This is a genomic window from Mesorhizobium sp. USDA 4775, from assembly GCF_054062655.1.
Genome location: NZ_JBSSFM010000001.1, coordinates 4,699,716 through 4,716,244 on the forward strand (window position 1 = coordinate 4,699,716; position 16,529 = coordinate 4,716,244).

General features: G+C 63.8%; 17 protein-coding genes. 8 read left to right on the forward strand and 9 right to left on the reverse strand.

What is annotated here, in order from left to right; translation table 11 throughout:
• Positions 1–80: 80 nt before the first annotated feature.
• A complete protein-coding gene (locus ACVILI_RS23000) occupies positions 81–989 on the reverse strand; it encodes a PhzF family phenazine biosynthesis protein (RefSeq protein ID WP_038647599.1) in 909 nt (302 codons plus the stop codon).
• 101 nt (positions 990–1,090) lie between these two features.
• Here ACVILI_RS23000 and ACVILI_RS23005 point away from each other — a divergent pair, with 101 nt between their 5' ends.
• From ACVILI_RS23005 to ACVILI_RS23020, 4 genes are all read left to right on the forward strand, one after another.
• Positions 1,091–2,383 carry an efflux RND transporter periplasmic adaptor subunit gene (locus tag ACVILI_RS23005; RefSeq protein ID WP_038647601.1) on the forward strand — a complete coding sequence of 431 codons (1,293 nt, stop codon included), beginning with the start codon at positions 1,091–1,093 and terminating at the stop codon, positions 2,381–2,383.
• 4 nt (positions 2,384–2,387) lie between these two features.
• Positions 2,388–3,095 (forward strand): ABC transporter ATP-binding protein, encoded by a 708-nt coding sequence (locus tag ACVILI_RS23010; protein ID WP_019858965.1) that lies wholly within the window; start codon positions 2,388–2,390, stop codon positions 3,093–3,095.
• Between the two features lie 2 nt (positions 3,096–3,097).
• Entirely contained in the window at positions 3,098–4,315 is a 1,218-nt protein-coding gene (locus ACVILI_RS23015) for an ABC transporter permease (RefSeq protein WP_019858966.1), read from the forward strand.
• 121 nt (positions 4,316–4,436) lie between these two features.
• Complete coding sequence (locus ACVILI_RS23020) at positions 4,437–4,679, forward strand: hypothetical protein (protein ID WP_019858967.1); 243 nt, start codon at positions 4,437–4,439, stop codon at positions 4,677–4,679.
• Here the strand turns inward: ACVILI_RS23020 and ACVILI_RS23025 are convergent.
• Positions 4,676–5,392 (reverse strand): hypothetical protein, encoded by a 717-nt coding sequence (locus ACVILI_RS23025; protein WP_019858968.1) that lies wholly within the window; start codon positions 5,390–5,392, stop codon positions 4,676–4,678. The two genes, ACVILI_RS23020 and ACVILI_RS23025, sit on opposite strands and share 4 nt — an antisense overlap.
• 41 nt (positions 5,393–5,433) lie before the next feature.
• Positions 5,434–6,549 (reverse strand): endonuclease/exonuclease/phosphatase family protein, encoded by a 1,116-nt coding sequence (locus ACVILI_RS23030; RefSeq protein ID WP_019858970.1) that lies wholly within the window; start codon positions 6,547–6,549, stop codon positions 5,434–5,436.
• A 188-nt stretch (positions 6,550–6,737) separates the two neighbouring features.
• Here ACVILI_RS23030 and ACVILI_RS23035 point away from each other — a divergent pair, with 188 nt between their 5' ends.
• On the forward strand, positions 6,738–7,322 hold the full coding sequence (locus ACVILI_RS23035; protein ID WP_019858971.1) for a BA14K family protein: 585 nt from the start codon (positions 6,738–6,740) through the stop codon (positions 7,320–7,322).
• 77 nt (positions 7,323–7,399) lie between these two features.
• Here the strand turns inward: ACVILI_RS23035 and ilvC are convergent, their stop codons facing one another.
• From ilvC to ACVILI_RS23050, 3 genes are all read right to left on the reverse strand, one after another.
• Positions 7,400–8,419, reverse strand: a complete 1,020-nt coding sequence (gene ilvC, locus ACVILI_RS23040) for a ketol-acid reductoisomerase (RefSeq protein WP_010910140.1) — start codon at positions 8,417–8,419, stop codon at positions 7,400–7,402.
• Positions 8,420–8,446: 27 nt separating this feature from the next.
• Positions 8,447–9,100 (reverse strand): TetR/AcrR family transcriptional regulator, encoded by a 654-nt coding sequence (locus ACVILI_RS23045; protein ID WP_069092432.1) that lies wholly within the window; start codon positions 9,098–9,100, stop codon positions 8,447–8,449.
• 169 nt (positions 9,101–9,269) lie between these two features.
• A complete protein-coding gene (locus ACVILI_RS23050) occupies positions 9,270–9,728 on the reverse strand; it encodes a MarR family winged helix-turn-helix transcriptional regulator (protein ID WP_019858973.1) in 459 nt (152 codons plus the stop codon).
• A gap of 98 nt (positions 9,729–9,826) precedes the next feature.
• On the opposite strand from ACVILI_RS23050, the gene ACVILI_RS23055 reads away from it, so the two are divergent.
• The gene (locus ACVILI_RS23055; RefSeq protein ID WP_038647607.1) at positions 9,827–10,132 is read left to right on the forward strand and encodes a Rieske (2Fe-2S) protein; all 306 of its coding nucleotides are present in this window, start codon (positions 9,827–9,829) and stop codon (positions 10,130–10,132) included.
• Between the two features lies 1 nt (position 10,133).
• Positions 10,134–10,865 carry a glutathione S-transferase family protein gene (locus ACVILI_RS23060; protein ID WP_038647609.1) on the forward strand — a complete coding sequence of 244 codons (732 nt, stop codon included), beginning with the start codon at positions 10,134–10,136 and terminating at the stop codon, positions 10,863–10,865.
• Positions 10,866–10,903: 38 nt separating this feature from the next.
• Here the strand turns inward: ACVILI_RS23060 and ACVILI_RS23065 are convergent, their stop codons facing one another.
• From ACVILI_RS23065 to ACVILI_RS23075, 3 genes are all read right to left on the reverse strand, one after another.
• Complete coding sequence (locus tag ACVILI_RS23065; protein WP_240564636.1) at positions 10,904–13,684, reverse strand: CHAT domain-containing protein; 2,781 nt, start codon at positions 13,682–13,684, stop codon at positions 10,904–10,906.
• A gap of 63 nt (positions 13,685–13,747) precedes the next feature.
• A complete protein-coding gene (locus ACVILI_RS23070; RefSeq protein ID WP_038647613.1) occupies positions 13,748–15,034 on the reverse strand; it encodes an FAD-dependent oxidoreductase in 1,287 nt (428 codons plus the stop codon).
• Positions 15,035–15,087: 53 nt separating this feature from the next.
• The gene (locus ACVILI_RS23075) at positions 15,088–15,498 is read right to left on the reverse strand and encodes a winged helix-turn-helix transcriptional regulator (protein WP_019858978.1); all 411 of its coding nucleotides are present in this window, start codon (positions 15,496–15,498) and stop codon (positions 15,088–15,090) included.
• A 136-nt stretch (positions 15,499–15,634) separates the two neighbouring features.
• Here ACVILI_RS23075 and ACVILI_RS23080 point away from each other — a divergent pair, with 136 nt between their 5' ends.
• Positions 15,635–16,528, forward strand: a complete 894-nt coding sequence (locus ACVILI_RS23080) for an SDR family oxidoreductase (RefSeq protein ID WP_019858979.1) — start codon at positions 15,635–15,637, stop codon at positions 16,526–16,528.
• Position 16,529 lies beyond the last annotated feature (1 nt).

Consider the following 16,529-nt stretch of genomic DNA (forward strand, 5'->3'; position numbering starts at 1 on the left):
CGGGCATATAGCCGCCACCATCGGTCATGTCTAGCCCTGCCGGAATCATTTCCCGACAAATCGACAAACCCTTACCGCGATCAGACGAACAGTCTGCCTTCCGCCACCTTGACCGCATGGCCGCCAATGCGCGCGGAGGCCAGTTTTCCGCCCTGTACGGTCAGTTCCAGGCGGATGCGCGACGGCCTGCCCATTTCCAGCCCCTGCTCGATCCACAGCTGCGAAATGCCGTCCGTCGGAGCATCGAAATGCATGATGGCGCCGGCAAAGGCCGCCGCCGCCGAACCGGTCGCCGGATCTTCATAGGAAGGCGTGCCGGGCACGATCATGCGCACATGGAAGGCGCTCTCATGGTTCACCGTCTCGCGGCAATAGACATAGGGGCTGGCGAAGGCCCACTCGCTCTTGCGCGGCGCCAGCTCCGACCAGGCCTGGTTGTCCAGCCGGATGCGGCGCGCCGCTTCGAGATTGGCGACCGGAATGGTCACATAGGGCACGCCCGCCGACCAGAAGGCGACGCGGTGATTCTCGAAGCCGATCTCATGCGGCGCCAGGCCGAGGGCGGCACCGATCGCCTGCGGATCGGCCTCGAGCTTCAACGGCTCGGGCAATTTCGCCAGGTCGAACTCGGCGAAAGCGGCGCCGTCATGCCTGCTGACGGCGCAGCGCACCGGGCCGATGTTTTCCTCCAGCACGAAGATGCCGGCTCCGTCCTCGCCGGCCAGGTCGGCCAGCGCGATTGCCGAACCAACTGTCGGATGGCCGGCGAACGGCATTTCATAGTCCGGCGTGAAGATGCGGATGCGGTTTTTATGCTTGGGGTTGTCCGGCGGCAGCGCGAAGACCGTCTCGGACAGGTTGAATTCGCGCGCGATGGCCTGCATCGCTGCCGTGTCCAGACCTTTGCAATCCAACACCACGGCCAGCGGGTTGCCGGCCAGTCGCTCGGTCGTAAACACATCGTAAAGCAAGTAATTCCGGGTTTGCATTCCTGCCTCAATCCCAACATGGGCGAAATTTAATTTGATATTTGGACCGGTAACCCTGATCTGTGCACAGACAGGGACATTACGCATCATAGGGGTCCGACGTGGACCAGATTGTCAATCTGCCAAAGACGGAATCGGATTCCGCCATCGAGACGGCGCTCGGGCTCGATAAGAAGGGGCGGAGCAAGACGCGCCGGCGTGGCTGGCTCTATGCGTTGCTGACCCTGATCGTGCTCGCCGCCGGTCTTGGCCTCTATCAGTGGTATGCTGGCACGCCCGCCAGGATCGATTATACCACCGTGCCGGCCGCCAGGGCCGACCTCACTGTCCAGGTCTCGGCGACGGGCACACTGCAGCCGCTCACCCAGGTCGATATTTCCAGCCAGCTCTCCGGCATCATCCGCTCGGTCTCGGTGAATGAGAACCAGCAGGTGAAGAAGGGCGACGTGCTGGCGGCCCTCGACACCACCAAGCTGCAGGTGCAAATCGAGCGCGCCGAGGCTTCCGCCAAGGGCGCGGCGGCCAATGTCGAGGATGCCACGGTGACGCTCGCCGAGAACGAGAGCGCGCTGGTGCGCGCGGCCGCCTTGACCAAGCGCGGCATGGCGACCGACCAGTCGCTGGAGGCAGCGACGGCGACGCGCGACCGCTCGAAGGCAGCGCTTGATAGCGCGCAGGCCAATCTCGCCATCGCCAATGCCGATCTGAAATCGCAGCAGACCGACCTTGCCAACAGCACCATCTACGCGCCAATCGACGGCATCGTGCTGACGCGCTCGGTCGACCCCGGCCAGACGGTCGCCTCCTCGCTGCAGGCGCCGGTGCTGTTCATCATCGCCGCCGATCTGAGGAACATGGAGCTGGTGGCGGCGGTTGACGAGGCCGATATCGGTGCCGTCAAGACTGGCCAGCATGCCCGCTTCACCGTCGACGCCTTCCCGGAGCGGCCGTTCGACGCCGAGATCCGCGACATCTCCTATGCTTCGGTCACGACTGACGGCGTCGTCACCTACAATGCACGGCTCGAGGTCGACAACAACGAACTGTTGCTGCGCCCCGGCATGACCGCCACGGTTTCGGTCGTCACAAGACAGGCCAAGGATGTGCTGACCGTGCCCGCCAGCGCCTTCCGCTATCGCCCGACGCAGCAAGCAGCCCGCGCATGGAGCTTCAGCGACCTGTTTACCGGCCGCATGGGCCGTCCGGGCGGCAATCGCCAGCGCCAGGCCGCAACGGCCCCCACCGACGGCTCGCGCACGCTCTATGTGCTGGAGAACGGCCGGCCGCATGCGGTCAACGTCAGGATCGGCTCGACCGATGGTGAGCTGACCGAGATCACGTCCGGCCTGGACGAAGGCGCGCAGGTCATCACCACCTCGCAGCTGCGGAGCTGAGGCCGTGGCCGCGGGCGCGCCCCTCATCACCTTCGACAAGGTCTGGAAGAGCTATGGCCAGGGCGAGGCCCGGGTTCACGCGCTGGCCGGCGTCGACCTCGCCATCCGGCGCGGCGAATTCGTCGCCATCATGGGCCCTTCCGGCTCGGGCAAATCGACGGCGATGAACATCATCGGCTGCCTCGACACGCCGACGGCCGGAACCTACTCCTTCATGGGCGTCGATGCCGGCCGGCTCGACCGCAACCGCCGCGCCATGCTGCGCAACCTTTATGTCGGCTTCGTCTTCCAGGGCTACAATCTCCTCGCGCGCACCACGGCGGCCGAAAATGTCGAACTGCCGCTGATCTATCGCGGCGTGGCCAGCCGCGAGCGCCGCGACCTTGCCATGCAGGCGCTCGCCCAGGTCGGCCTGGTCGGCCGCGAGCATCACACGCCGGCCGAACTTTCCGGCGGCCAGCAGCAGCGCGTGGCCATCGCGCGCGCCATCGTCACCCGGCCGACGCTGCTCGTCGCCGACGAGCCGACCGGCAATCTCGACACCGCACGCACGCACGAGATCATGGAGCTGCTGACAAAGCTCAATAAGGAGCTCGGCCTGACCGTCACCATGGTCACTCATGAGGCCGATGTCGCCGACTATGCCGAACGCACCATCCGCTTCCTAGACGGCCATGTCGCCTCCGACACCGTGAATGTCGAGGTGGCCTGACCGTGATCTGGGAAACCGTCCGCCTCTCGCTTCGCTCGATCCGCCGCAATGTGCTGCGCTCGTTCCTGACGCTGCTCGGCATCGTCATCGGCGTCGCCGCCGTCATTGCCATGCTGACCATCGGCTCCGGCACGACGCAGAAGGTCAAGGCCGACATCTCCAAGCTCGGCAGCAATCTTCTGGTCGTTCGTGCCGGACGCCCGGCAGGCCCCGGCGGCCCGGGCGGGCTCGACCAGGTGGTGCGGCCGCTGGCCGAGAAGGACCTCGCGGCGCTGGTTGCGCATCTCACCGGCGCGCGCGCCATCTCGCCGGCCTCGCAAAAACAGGTGCGTGTCATCTTCGGCACTGAAAGCCTGACCTCAGGCGTCACCGGCACCGACAGCGCCTATCTCGACGCACGCGACTGGAAGCTGGTGTCGGGCCGACCGTTCAGCGATTCCGAAACCCGCTCGGGCACCGGCGTGTGCCTGATCGGCGAGACTGTGCGCCAGCAATTCTTCGGCGCCGGCGATCCCGAAGGCGAGATCATCCGCGTCAACCGCACCTCCTGCAAGATCATCGGCCTGCTCGAGCCCAAGGGCTACACCGGCTTCGGCCAGGACCAGGACAACGTCGTCCTGATGCCGCTGCATGCCTATCAGCGCCGCATCGCCGGCAACCGCGACATCGACAACATCTACATCGCCGCCGACGACCGCACGCCGACCAGCGAGTTGCAACCGCGCGTCGAGGACATTTTGCGCGATATCAGGCGCATCACGCCGGATCGCGAGAGCGATTTCGGCATCCGCGACATGACCCAGATCGCCGACGCCATGGCCAGCGCCACCACCACCATGACCGGCATGCTGGGCGCGGTCGCCGGCGTCAGCCTTCTGGTCGGCGGCATCGGCATCATGAACATCATGCTGGTCTCGGTCACCGAGCGCACGCGCGAGATCGGCATCAGGCTCGCCATCGGCGCGCATGAAAAGCACATCCTGATCCAGTTCCTCGTCGAGGCGACCGTGCTGTCGCTGCTCGGCGGCATCATCGGCATCCTGATCGGCCTGGGGCTCGCCGGCCTCGCCTCGGCGACGCTGACCATCCCCTTCGCGCCAAGCCCGGCGGTCATCCTGCTGGCCGTCGGTTTCTCGGCACTGATCGGCATGGTGTTCGGCTTCTTCCCGGCGCTGCGCGGCGCGCGCCTCGATCCGATCGACGCGCTGCGGCACGAGTAGAAAGCCGGGCCGGCTCCATCACGAGCGACGGCTATTCCCAACCTTGGATGCTTGCCTGCACCGGCAGCACTGTCGCCCTCTGGTCGACGATGCTAAGACATCTCAGGTTGAGGAACGACACATGAGCAAGAAGACACGACTGATCGTGACGATGGTGATCATCGAGGCCGCCCTGGCAGGCATCTGGTGGTATCTCGCCCGCTTCGGCATGGCCAATCCCGATCGCGTCACGTCGGATTTCCAGGCAGTCGTCGGCCAGACCATGGGAATGGCCATGGGTGGGTTGCTGGGCATCGGCTTAATCTTGTTTCTCGTCGCGGCCCGCAACGACCGCAAGGCGGCGCAGGAGAAGGCGCGCCCTTAATCCAGGCCGGAAAAGTGCCACTCGATCAGCGGCTTCATATACGATGTCAGCCCGTCCGGCAGGTCGCCGGCATGGCGTATGACCACCGGCCCTTCGATCTCCGGATCGGTTTCGCTGGCGACGAAGGCTGAGATTCGCCGCGCGATCTCATCAGCCGGCGCCGGCTCGTGATAACGGCGGAAGATCACCGTGCCGCTGTTCGTCGACAAGGCGTGGTAGCGCTCGCCGCGTTCAGCAGCCGACAGGTCGAGGCCGGTCTCTTCGCGCACCTCGCGGATCATGTTGAAGTCGACATCGACCAGCCCATCGCGGAAATCGACCGGCTCGAACGAACCGGCGGCGAAATAGACGCGGCCGGCATTGACCGTGTGACGTCCCATGCGGATCGCCACCAGCGCATTGTCGCCGGCCACCAGCATGGCATGGGCATAGGCATGCTCGGCTCCGGAATTCTCGCGCTGCTTCCGCCAGAGCATGAAGGTGGAGTAGTTGACCGCATGGCAGCGGCCGATCAGACTGTTGTCACGCCAGGCAAGCTGCGACAGCAGCACCACCGTGCCGTCGAACAGCGCCGGATTGGCTGCTATCTCGCGCTGCCAGTTCTCGGCGATCGCCTCGGCATTATCCCTGGCGAAGGGATGCGGGCCGGGATCGAGCCGGACGTCGACGGCATCGACGGGCAGGATGACATTGCGCGGAAGATCGAAACTCATGCGTCTAAGCCCCAATACCGCCTATCGAGCCCCGATCATGCTTATCCAACCATGTCCAGCGTGATCGCCACCGGGCAATGGTCCGACGCTTTCGGCCGGTCCCAGCCGGCGCGCGGAAAGCGCTCGACTTCCTGGCCAGCCGGAAAGATCGTGCGCCAGGGCTGGCCATTGCGGATGATGTCGGGAACGGCGGTGGCGTTCTTCGCCGCCACCCCCCTGGACAGGAGGATATAGTCGAGCTGGCAGAGATGCCGCTCTTCGGGTCCGCGCGTGTGATAGAAGGTCCAGCGGTCCATTTCCGGCCGACGCTCGATGACGTTCTCGCAGAAGCCGCCGGCGGTCAGCACGTCGATGCAGGACTGCGCCTCGTCGACCACCTCGAAACGGTAGCCGTCGAGGTCGTCGCCGGCGATCTTCACGCGCTGGCGGTAATCGTTCATGTCGCCACAGATCGCCCAGCGCTTGTCGGCGGCATGATCCGCACCGAAGCGTTCCTCGATAATCCGGCGCACGGCTTTCGCCTCGGCGATACGCACAGGCATCGTCGCCTCGCGTCCGTCGAGCCCGTTGCGTGGCGAGCCCATCGACTTGAAATGCACGAGATAGAGCGTCAGCGGCACGCCACCCACGGTGATGTCGACTTCCAGGCAGTCGCGCCGGAAGATGCGTTCATTGGCCTCGCTGCCGAGGGCCGCCAGTTCAGGCGTGTGCAGCCCGAACTGCTCGTAGGTGACGTAGGCATGGCTGGTCATGCGCACGAATTCGATCGGCTGTCCCTGCGCGGTCTCGTTGCGCATCATCACGGCGACATCGATGCCGCGCGAGTCGTTGCCTGAGGTGGTGTATTTCTGCCGGTAGCCCTGCCCCACCATCTTGAACAGATAGCCGTATTCGAAGGCCTTCAGCGCCTCGATATTGTCGACCTCCTGCATGCAGATGATGTCGGCGCGGGTGGCGGCGATCGCCAGCGCCGTCAGCTGGCGCGTGTCGTCGGACTGCGCGATGGCGCGAGCCTGCTCCAGCATCTTGTATTCGGCTTCGCTCTGGATATCGAACAGCGCCAGCGTCCGATCCTCGTTGAGCTGGTTGCGATAGCCGGAAAAATCGAACCTGTTCATCAGGTTCTCGACATTGAAGGTGGCAAGGCGCAGCGACATGCCCTGACCTTTGCCTGCAAGAGCGCCGGAACACAAGATCGCAGGACCACAAGCCAATATCGTTTGGACCTGACGGCATTCGCGCCATGGTTGACGGAACCTTTCCGTTCATCCGCCGTTCAGACGCCAAGATCCACAGTGGACCCATTCCAGGGTAGGCGTGGGGCCTTCAGCTCTTGGAGAGTGTTATGAACTCGCTCTTTTCGTCCACCATCAAATCCGGGCTGATTGCGCTCGGCATTGTCTCCGGCATCACGGCGCCATCGGCCGCCGGACCGATCATGCAACCGGATCTGGCGCTGCCCACAAGCACGACAGCACCGGCGGTCACGCCGGTGCGCGACAGCTGGGCTGGTGGCAATAACAATAGCCCGGTTTTCAACAACGACTGGAGATGGCGCCGGTCAGGCCACTGGAACGGTGGCCGGCAATGGAACCGCAACAACTGGGATGGCGGAAACTGGAACCGTGGAAACTGGAACGGCGGCGATGACTGGCGTTGGCGCCGCCATCACCATCGCCGCTACTATGATGACGGTGCGGGTGCCGCGATCCTTGGCCTTGGCCTGGGGCTCGGCCTCGGCAGCATGTACAACAACTACAACAACTACGATTACTATGCGCCGGCACCGCGCCGCTACTACCGCGCCGGGCGGCTTTCGAATGCCCATGTCCGGTGGTGCTACAACCGCTACCGGTCGTATCGTGCCTGGGACAACACGTTCCAGCCCTATGGCGGCCCGCGCCAGCAATGCTGGTCGCCCTATAGCTGATCTGTAAGCGCGCCACGCGGAAATGAAAACGGCGCCCTGGGGGCGCCGTTTTTTTGATCAAGAAGAACAGATTTCGATCAGTTCTTGGCCTTGTCGACCAGCTTGTTCTTCGAAATCCACGGCATCATCGCGCGCAGCTTGGCGCCGACTTCCTCGATCTGGTGGCTGTCGTTCATGCGGCGGATGCCCTTGAAGCGCGACAGGCCGGCGCGGTATTCCTGCATCCATTCCGAAGTAAACTTGCCGGTCTGGATGTCCTTCAGCACGCGCTTCATCTCGGCCTTGGTCTCGGCGGTGATGATGCGCGGGCCCGAGACATACTCGCCCCACTCGGCGGTGTTCGAGATCGAGTAGTTCATGTTGGCGATGCCGCCTTCATAGATCAGGTCGACGATCAGCTTGACCTCGTGCAGGCACTCGAAATAGGCCATTTCCGGCGCGTAGCCGGCTTCCACCAGCGTCTCGAAGCCGGCGCGGATCAGTTCGACCAGGCCGCCGCACAGCACGACCTGCTCGCCGAACAGATCGGTCTCGCATTCCTCGCGGAAATTGGTCTCGATGATGCCCGAACGGCCGCCGCCGACGCCGCAGGCGTAGGACAGCGCCAGGTCGAGCGCATTGCCTGAGGCATCCTGGTTGACGGCGACCAGGCACGGCACGCCGCCGCCCTTCTGGTATTCGCCGCGCACCGTGTGGCCCGGGCCCTTCGGCGCGATCATGACGACGTCGACGGTCGACTTCGGCTCGATCAGGCCGAAATGCACGTTGAGGCCGTGCGCGAAGGCGATCGCCGCACCGTCGCGGATGTTCGGCGCGATCTCGTTCTTGTAGATGTCGGCCTGCAACTCGTCGGGCGTCGCCATCATCATCAGGTCGGCCCATTTGGCGGCGTCCGCCACGCTCATCACCTTGAGCCCGTCGGCCTCGACCTTCTTGGCGGTCGCCGAGCCGGCCTTGAGGCCGATGGCGATTTCCTTGGCGCCGGAATCCTTGAGGTTGAGCGCATGCGCCCTGCCCTGGCTGCCATAGCCGATGATGGCGACCTTCTTGCCCTTGATCAGGTTGAGATCGGCATCACGATCGTAATAGACGCGCATTTTTTAACTTCCTTCCCGTTTCTAAGATCAGAGGCCCTGCGGCCCGGTTTTTGCTCCGAAAAGAGCGAGAAACTGCTGCGTCGCCCGTACGGCATCGCCGCCGATCGTCGCCTCAGTCAATTCCAGCCGGTCGCCGAGCAGCAGACGGATCTGCACGTCGCGGGCGACCAGCCCGAAAAAGGTGCGGAACGCCGTCTCGGCATCCGCGAAATCCAGAAGCCCGGCCTGGCGCCCGGCCTCCAGCACCGGCTTCAGCCGCCGGGCCAGCGCGAAGCGGCCATTCTCCAGCACGACGGCGCCGAGGTCGTCCTTACCCGAGCCGGCATGCCCGACCGCCACCCGGTTGAGCGCGATCGAAGTATCGCTGGAAATCACCTTCAGCCAGTCGGAAGCGAAACGCTCAAGGCTTGCCGTCAGCGAGGCAAGGTCGAGCCCCTTGGCGTCGACGGGCGCCACACGCACCTTGGAGGCCTGCCACTGCACGGTTGCCGTCAACAGCCCGTCGCGGTCGCCGAACCATTTGTAGAGTGTTTCCTTGGAGCAGCTGGCCCGCCTGGCCACGGCGGTCATGGTCAGCTGATCGCCCTCCTCGACCAACAGCCGCAACGCCGCATCCAGAACGGCCTTCTGCCGCTCCGTCAGCGTCTCGCTGGTGTCGATGTCAGGCACGATGTGCAACACGCTCTTCCCTCGCGGACAGGCAAACCGATTATCCCGGCAAGCCGTACCGTACGTTACGGTTCGGCATATTGCGCAATCCGGCCCGGCGCGCAAGGGGGCGGCGCGGAAAAAGATCGACGGCCGCGAGCGCCAGCGCTGTCATTGAAGCGTCGCGCCACAGCAGCCAAGATCAGTCGAGGACAGCCGGATCACGCAGCCGGCCAAGCAGCGCCGACATCATCTTCAGCTCATCCGCTGAAAGTTTGCCGCCAACCAGGTCGGCGATTGATCGTCCATAGACGGCCCACATCCGCCGGCGCGTCTCGCGCCCCTTGGCAGTGATGCGGATGGTCTGGCCGCGACCATCATCGGCCACCGGCAGCTTCTCGACCAGACCGTCGGCCTCTAGCCGGGCCAGCAGCCGCGAGATGTTGTACTGCGCAAACAAAGTGCGCTCGATCAATTGAAAAGGCCTCAGGCCGCCCTCGCCCGCCTCGGCGAGCTCGTGCAGCACGTCGTACCAAGCGAGCGGCGGCAAGCCGCTCTCCTTCAACGCGTCCTCGGCATTCTCCACCAGCTGGCGCGAAACGCGCATCAGGCGGGCCCAGGCGGTGATGGCTTCCGGCGAAGGCGTGGCTTTCTCGGTCATGGCCCACCCTAGACGATAGATGCAAATGCATCAAGCTTGACGATAAATGCATCTGCATCTATATAAATGCAATTGCATCAACATCGAAAGGCAAACCCATGAAACACGAGATCTGCAAGATCGCCGACGTCCCCGAGACAGGCAGCCTGATCGCCCCATTCTTCGGCCGCGAGGTCCATGTCTGGCGCAGCGGCGAACGCATCCGCGCCGCCGCCAATGCCTGTCTGCATTTCGGCGGGCCGTTGAACTGCAAGGATGGCAGGCTGGTCTGTCAATGGCACGGCGCCGCATTCGACATGTTGTCGGGCGAACGCATCGACGGTCCGGCACCGAAGAATTCCCGTCTGATGTTCCTGTCGACACGCGTCGAAAACGGCGCGTTGAACTATGTCTGGGGAGAGTGAAATGACCGACAAGCTCATTCTCGTCAGCCACCCTCTCTGCCCCTATGTCCAGCGTGCGGCGATCTCGTTGACCGAGAAGGGCGTGCCGTTCGAGCGCGTCGACATCGACCTCGCCGACAAGCCGGACTGGTTCAAGGCGATCTCGCCACTCGGCAAGGTGCCGCTGTTGCGCGTCCAGCGAAATGGCGACGAAACGACAATCTTCGAATCCGCGGTCATCCTCGAATTCCTCGAGGAGACACAGGCCAATCCCCTCCACCCGGCCGACCCCTACGCCCGTGCCCGGCACCGTGCCTGGATCGAATACGGCTCGGCCGTGCTCAACGCCATCGGCCGGCTCTATTCAGCACCGACCGAGGCCGGTTTCCTTGCCGAGTCCCGCGCGCTGTCGGGAATGTTTGACCGCCTTGAGGCCGAACTGGCGGACGATGCCTTGCGGAGCGCGCCATGGTTCGCCGGCCACCGCTTTTCGCTGGTCGATGCGGTGTACGGGCCTGTCTTCAGATATCTCGACGCTTTCGACCGGATCGGCGATTTCGGCATTCTGGACGGCAAGCCGCACGTCCAGGCCTGGCGGAAGGCGTTGAATGATCGTCCGTCGATCAAGCACGCCGTAGCGCCGGATTATCCGCAGCGTCTGCATGCTTTTCTGCAAGCAAGGGGATCCTTTCTGTCGAGCCTCATCCGCCGAAACGATCAAGCCGGACCATTTGCGTTGGCACGATCGGCTTGAACGCACGGATCGTGAGCAAGTATGCGCTTCGAGCGGCCTCAGTTCTCGAACATGACAAAGGCGGCCCAGACCCGCGGATCCTGGGCGCCTGATATCTTGCGGTCGCGGGCATCGCGGCGGGTCTGGCGCAGCGCTTCCGGATAGGTTTGTCCGGCGGCAAGATGGCCGTAGAACCCAACCATGAAGGCAGCGGTTCCGGCGTCGTCCACAGGCCACAGCGTCAACAGCGAGCGTTTTGCGCCGGCAATGCCGATTGCCGTCGGCAGGCCGCGCAAACCGCCGACGAATGTCTCCTGGCCGCGAGCCGTCTCACAGGCGGACAGGACAAGCAGGTCGAGGCCCGACAAATCCCAGCTCATCAATTCCATGCCATAGAGCCGACCGTCATCGTCATCACGTTTCATCGACTGCCGGTCTCCCGACTGCGACAGCACGACCTGGCTCTGCCAAAGCGCATTCACGGCGCCCACGCCGCCCTCTTTCTCATCACGGTAGGCGCCATGGGTGGCCAGATGCGCAATCGTCGCCCGCTCCATATCCTTGCGCAGCATCCGCTCGCTGGCCGCCGTCCCGGTGAGCATTTCGACCGAATAGTGATCACCGCTCAGGATCGAGGCGATCGCGTCGACCTCCTTGCGGGTGCCGGGCAGCGGCTCCGCCCCTTTTTCCGAACCTCGCGCATAGTCCAACCCGCCGGCCAGCAAGGCTCTGCCCGTCTTGGGAAAACTCTGATCGACGCCGGCATTCAACAGCGATTCCGGCCGCGTCAGCATGCGCACGACGAAACGGTCATCGAGCGACGCGCCCTTGCCGTCCTGCAGCAAGGGGAATGGCACCGAAAACAGTTTTCCGTCCGGCACCACGAAAAGCGTATCGGCTCCACCAAGCGACGGCTCTAACGGCGCGATCAGACCGGCATAAAGCCCGGTGAATGTGGCGCTCAGATCGACCAAGGTCACCGCGCCCCGTTCCTGCGCGGAACGCGTCGACCTCAGGTTCGCCATGCGTGTTTCGCGAGCGGCCGGGATGAGCCGGCGTGGATCGCCGAGATCATAGAGAGACGGCTGCCGATCCTTGCGGGTGACGATCGCATAGAGGCGCTCGTCTTCCAGCGGATCGGCACTCTCCCGATCCGCCCGCCACTTGCGGGCAATGAAGTAGTCGATCAGCGCCTCGTTTGGCTTCAGCAGGGCGCCGGCCGACGGCAGCGGCTTGTCCACCACGCTCTGGCTGAAACTGTATTTGGCCATGACGCTGGCCGTGGCCTTTTCGTATGCCGCCTGAACCTGTCCCGGCTGCACCGCCCCTGGATCGTCGGAACTGTCACCACTGGAGGACGACTCCTGATAAGCCAAGGACAGCCGGATCCCGGTCTGGATCAAATACCGTGTCTCCGTATCGTTCGGATCGATCAAGCGGGACAGTCTGCGCAACAGATCGCGTTTCTCATTTTCAAGCGTCGGCCAGCGGCGCACGGCTTCGGCAAAGGCCGGCACCACCGATGCATTGCCTTTAGCGAGGCGCGCATAGTCGTACAGCATGTCGTCGGCCAGGGCGCGGCTGGCCTCGGCCACGATTGGGTTGCCGGCAGTGCTTACCTGGAACCAATTCCAACGCAGCATGTCCTCGTCGAGAGTCGCGAAATCGGCAGCCGCCTTCTCCGGGCTCGTCTTCGCCCTGAGATTGGCCATGGCCTGCCGCGCGGCAAAGGTAAGCGGATGCACCACCCCGTACGTCGCTTCGGCGATGCTTTGGGCTCGCTCAAGCTGGCTCATCCCGTTTTCCGTGTCGCCCACTGCGATGAAATGCGCGGCGAGCAGGTTGGCGATCTTGATTGCCAGTATTTCGGGATAGTTCGGGTCGGTGGTCAGTTGTTGCAGCCTTGCCGTTGTCGGCTGATCGAGCGGCTGCGCACCAGAGAGTGCCCTGGTATAGAGCAGCCAGGCATCCGCCTGTTCGACCAGATTGCCTTCCTGCTTGAGAACGACGGCAATGTCCCGATCCTGCTGGAAATAGCGCAAGGCCTCGTCGTATTTGCCAAGGTCCAGATAGTCCTGCGCCGTGTTGTTGGCGGTGACCAAAACGTTGAAGTGATCTGAGCCGTAGTAGCCGATCCGCTTCCCCAGCACGGCCAGATCGTATTGCAAGGCGCGTGTTGGAGCCCCCATCTGGCGCAGCATGTCGGCCAGATTATTCTGCAGCTTCCAGATGAAACGATCATCGGTACCGGCTACCTGCGCAGCCAACCTCAGATTGCGCTGCTCGATATTGATGGCCGACGCGATTTGACCGAATGCGGCGACCCCGGTCGCCAACACATCGTTGGCAAACAGGAGTTCCTGGGATTCCTTGCCGTGGTAATGGGCGTATAGATTGGTGGCTGTCGCGCACATGGAAACGAAGCCCTGATAGTCTTTCTCGGTCTGCTTCAGCATCGCGTAATTGAGATAAAAGTCGCCGCGCTTGGCGACATCCTGCTGCATCGCCCTGGTTTTCAGCCCTTCGGCGAAAATCTCTTCGGCGTAGTCGAGAATCTGGTTGTTGAGGAACGTCGCGCCGGCATTCGAGTAGCTCTCCACGGTGAAGTCGTAGAGGTCGCTTCTGGCGGCATCGAGCAGCGTGGCCCGCAATTGCGCATAGCCTTCATCGAAGCGTCCTGTGTCCATCATCAGTTTGTAGGCCGCGTCAATGCGGGCCTTCAGCGCCTCTTCAGTGCCAGCCGCCCCCTGCTGGCTGGCTTGGTCCGGCGTCTGGGCTTGCGCCTGCGGTGAGAGAAACGCCGCCGCCAGCATCACCAGGACAGATGCAACAACGCGCATCAGATGTTGCGATTCTCGTGTTCTGAACATGGTGTGCATGCGAACCTGCCGGGGCGAAAAACTCTATGAAGCGGTCCTATCATGACCTAGATTTCGTCCGACATCCCATCGCGTTTCCGTCAATCCTACCCGCCTGAACGGGTCGATCACCGTGCCGGCGACCATCGAGGCCAGAAACTGCGGCGCCGGCGAAATTTTCGCGACGGTCGCCACCAGCCTGTCGCGGATGAAGGGCAGTGCCACCGAATCCGATTGGTAGAATGGCGTGAATGCCAGCGACAGCGCCTGGAAGACACGCACGTGCCAGCGCCGCGCCTTGGCATAGGCTTCGAGTGCCGCCTCGACACTCTGCGTGAGCGCCAGCGCATGGCTGAGCGCCGCGGCGTCGAGCAGCGCCATATTGGCCCCTTGCCCAAGCTGCGGACTGGTCGAGTGCGCGGCATCGCCGATGACGGCCAACCGCCGGCCGACCGGCATCTTCATCGTGTGATGGCCGTAGCGGGCCAGCGACAGCTGGTCGAAACTGTCGATCTGGCTGGTGAACGCTTCGCTTTGTGGCCACAGCCGCATGACCCTCTCCTTCCAGGCGTCGATGCCGACAGCGCGCACCGCGTCGGCATCATCAGGCTTCAGGCTCCAGAAGAAGGCCGCCATCTTCTCTGCGCCCGGCTCCGGCCGGCCGATCGGCAGCACCCCGATCATCACGCTGGCCTTGTCGTAGCGCTGCGACAGCGCGTGTTCGTCAAAGCCTTCGCCGCGCCAGCCAAGCGACGCCCAGAACGCGCCATAGGTGAGTGACCGTGGCGCGCCTGCATTGGCCACGCTCTGCCGCAGTTTCGAGCGCGAACCGCTGGCGTCGACCACCAGATCGAAGGGCCCTGCCTTTGCCCCATTGCCCCGGATCAGCGTCGCCCGTTCGCCGGCTTCCACCGTCTCGATCTCGTCGCCGGTCTCGATGGCGATGGCCTCGCGTCGGGCGGCGCGAAAAAGCACGCCGAACAGCGCCGCCCGGTGCACCGCCAGGCCGAACCGGCCGCCGCGCTGGGCGTCGTAGCGGACGTCGAGCACGGTGCGCCCGGTCGAGGCATCGGCGCCATGCAGCCGGTCGATGCGGGCGCCGAGCGCCAGCATGTCGTCGAGCAAGCCGAGATCGGCCAGAACGGTCAGGCCGGTCGGCTGCAGGATCAGCCCGGAACCGACCGGCTTCGGCTCCTCGAAGCGCTCGAAGATGGTGACCCTGTGCCCTGCCCGCTTGAGATAGAGCGCCGCGGCCAGCCCCGCCGGACCGGCGCCTGTAATTGCGATGTCGTAGGAAATACCGATCCCCCCAAGCCGAACTGGCCGGGACAATCCTTCAGCCGCCTGGTGAAATCAAGTCGCGCCGCCGAACGCCGTCGCGCTGCTCAAGCCTGCGTCGCGTCGAAACCGGCACGCGCCTCGCGCACCGCATCGTGGTTGAGCTCGGCCCACTGGATCAAATGATGCAGGGCGCCGAACATCGAGCGTCCGAGGTCGGTGAGCCTGTATTCGACGCTGGGCGGCTTGGTCGGGAACACTTCGCGATGCACATAGCCGTCGCGCTGCAGATCGTGGAGCGTCTGGGTCAGCATGCGCTGCGAGATGTCGGGCACCAGCCGCCGCAATTCACCGAAGCGATAGGGCTTCTCAGCCAGCGCCGCCATCAGCAGCGAGCTCCATTTGCCGTTGAGCCCCTGGATGACCTCGCGGACCGGACAATCGGCAAGGTTTCCACCGCCGGTCATGGCTTTGTAGACGTCGAGTTTGGATCTCAGATTGACGATCCGGCTGTCCATGGCTGGTTCCCTGCGTGTGCCTACCTCCCGAAAAACTGCCTTCTTTACGGCATCGGGTCAATTCCTATTTTAGTGCTGGTCTCATTTTGAGACCGATGTACGCACTCGCCGCTTGGCGCAACGACAGGACCTCCCAATGACCGAAACACTTCTCGTCACCGGTGCTGCCGGCCAGCTTGGCCGCAGCGTCATCCGCTATCTCCTGGACACGCACAAAGTTCCGCCGGCAAAGATCATCGCCACCACCCGCAACCCGGAAAGCGTCGCCGATCTGGCAGCGCGTGGCGTCGTTGTCAGAGCCGCCGACTTCAACGACGCGACCTCGCTGGAAAACGCATTCAAGGGCGCCGACAGGGTGCTGATCATTTCGACCAGCGATCTCGATCTCAAAACCGGCAGGCGTCTGAAGCAGCATGAGGCGGCGGTAGCCGCTGCGAAGAAAGCAGGCGTTTCACATCTGCTCTACACCTCGATGCCCAATCCGGAGCCGGTTTCGCCAGTGCTATTTGCCGGCGACCACTACGGCACTGAGCAGGCGATCAAGGCCAGCGGCATCGCCTATACGATCTTCCGCAACGGCTGGTACCAGGAGAACCTGTTCATGGCCCTGCCGCACGCCATTGCCTCGGGACAGTGGTACACGTCGGCGGGCGACGGCCGCATCGCCCATGGCTCACGCGACGACATGGCCGCGGCCATCGCCGCGGGTCTCGCCTCCGGTTCGACCGACAGCAAGACCTATACGCTAACAGGCCCGCGGGCCTATACGACAGCCGAAATCGCCGCCCTGGTGAGCGAAGTCACCGGCAAGCCGTTGGACGTCATCCAGCTGCCCGACGAGGCCCTGACCGAAGGCGTGAAGGCGGCCGGCGTTCCCGAGGAGTTTGCTCGCGTCATCGTTTCCTTCGATGCCAACACGCGGTCCGGCCGCATCGCCATCGTGACGGACGCGGTCGAAACGCTTTCCGGCAGGAAGCCGCGGACGCTGAAGCAGTTCCTCGAAGCCAATAAGGCCGCACTGGCTGGTTGAA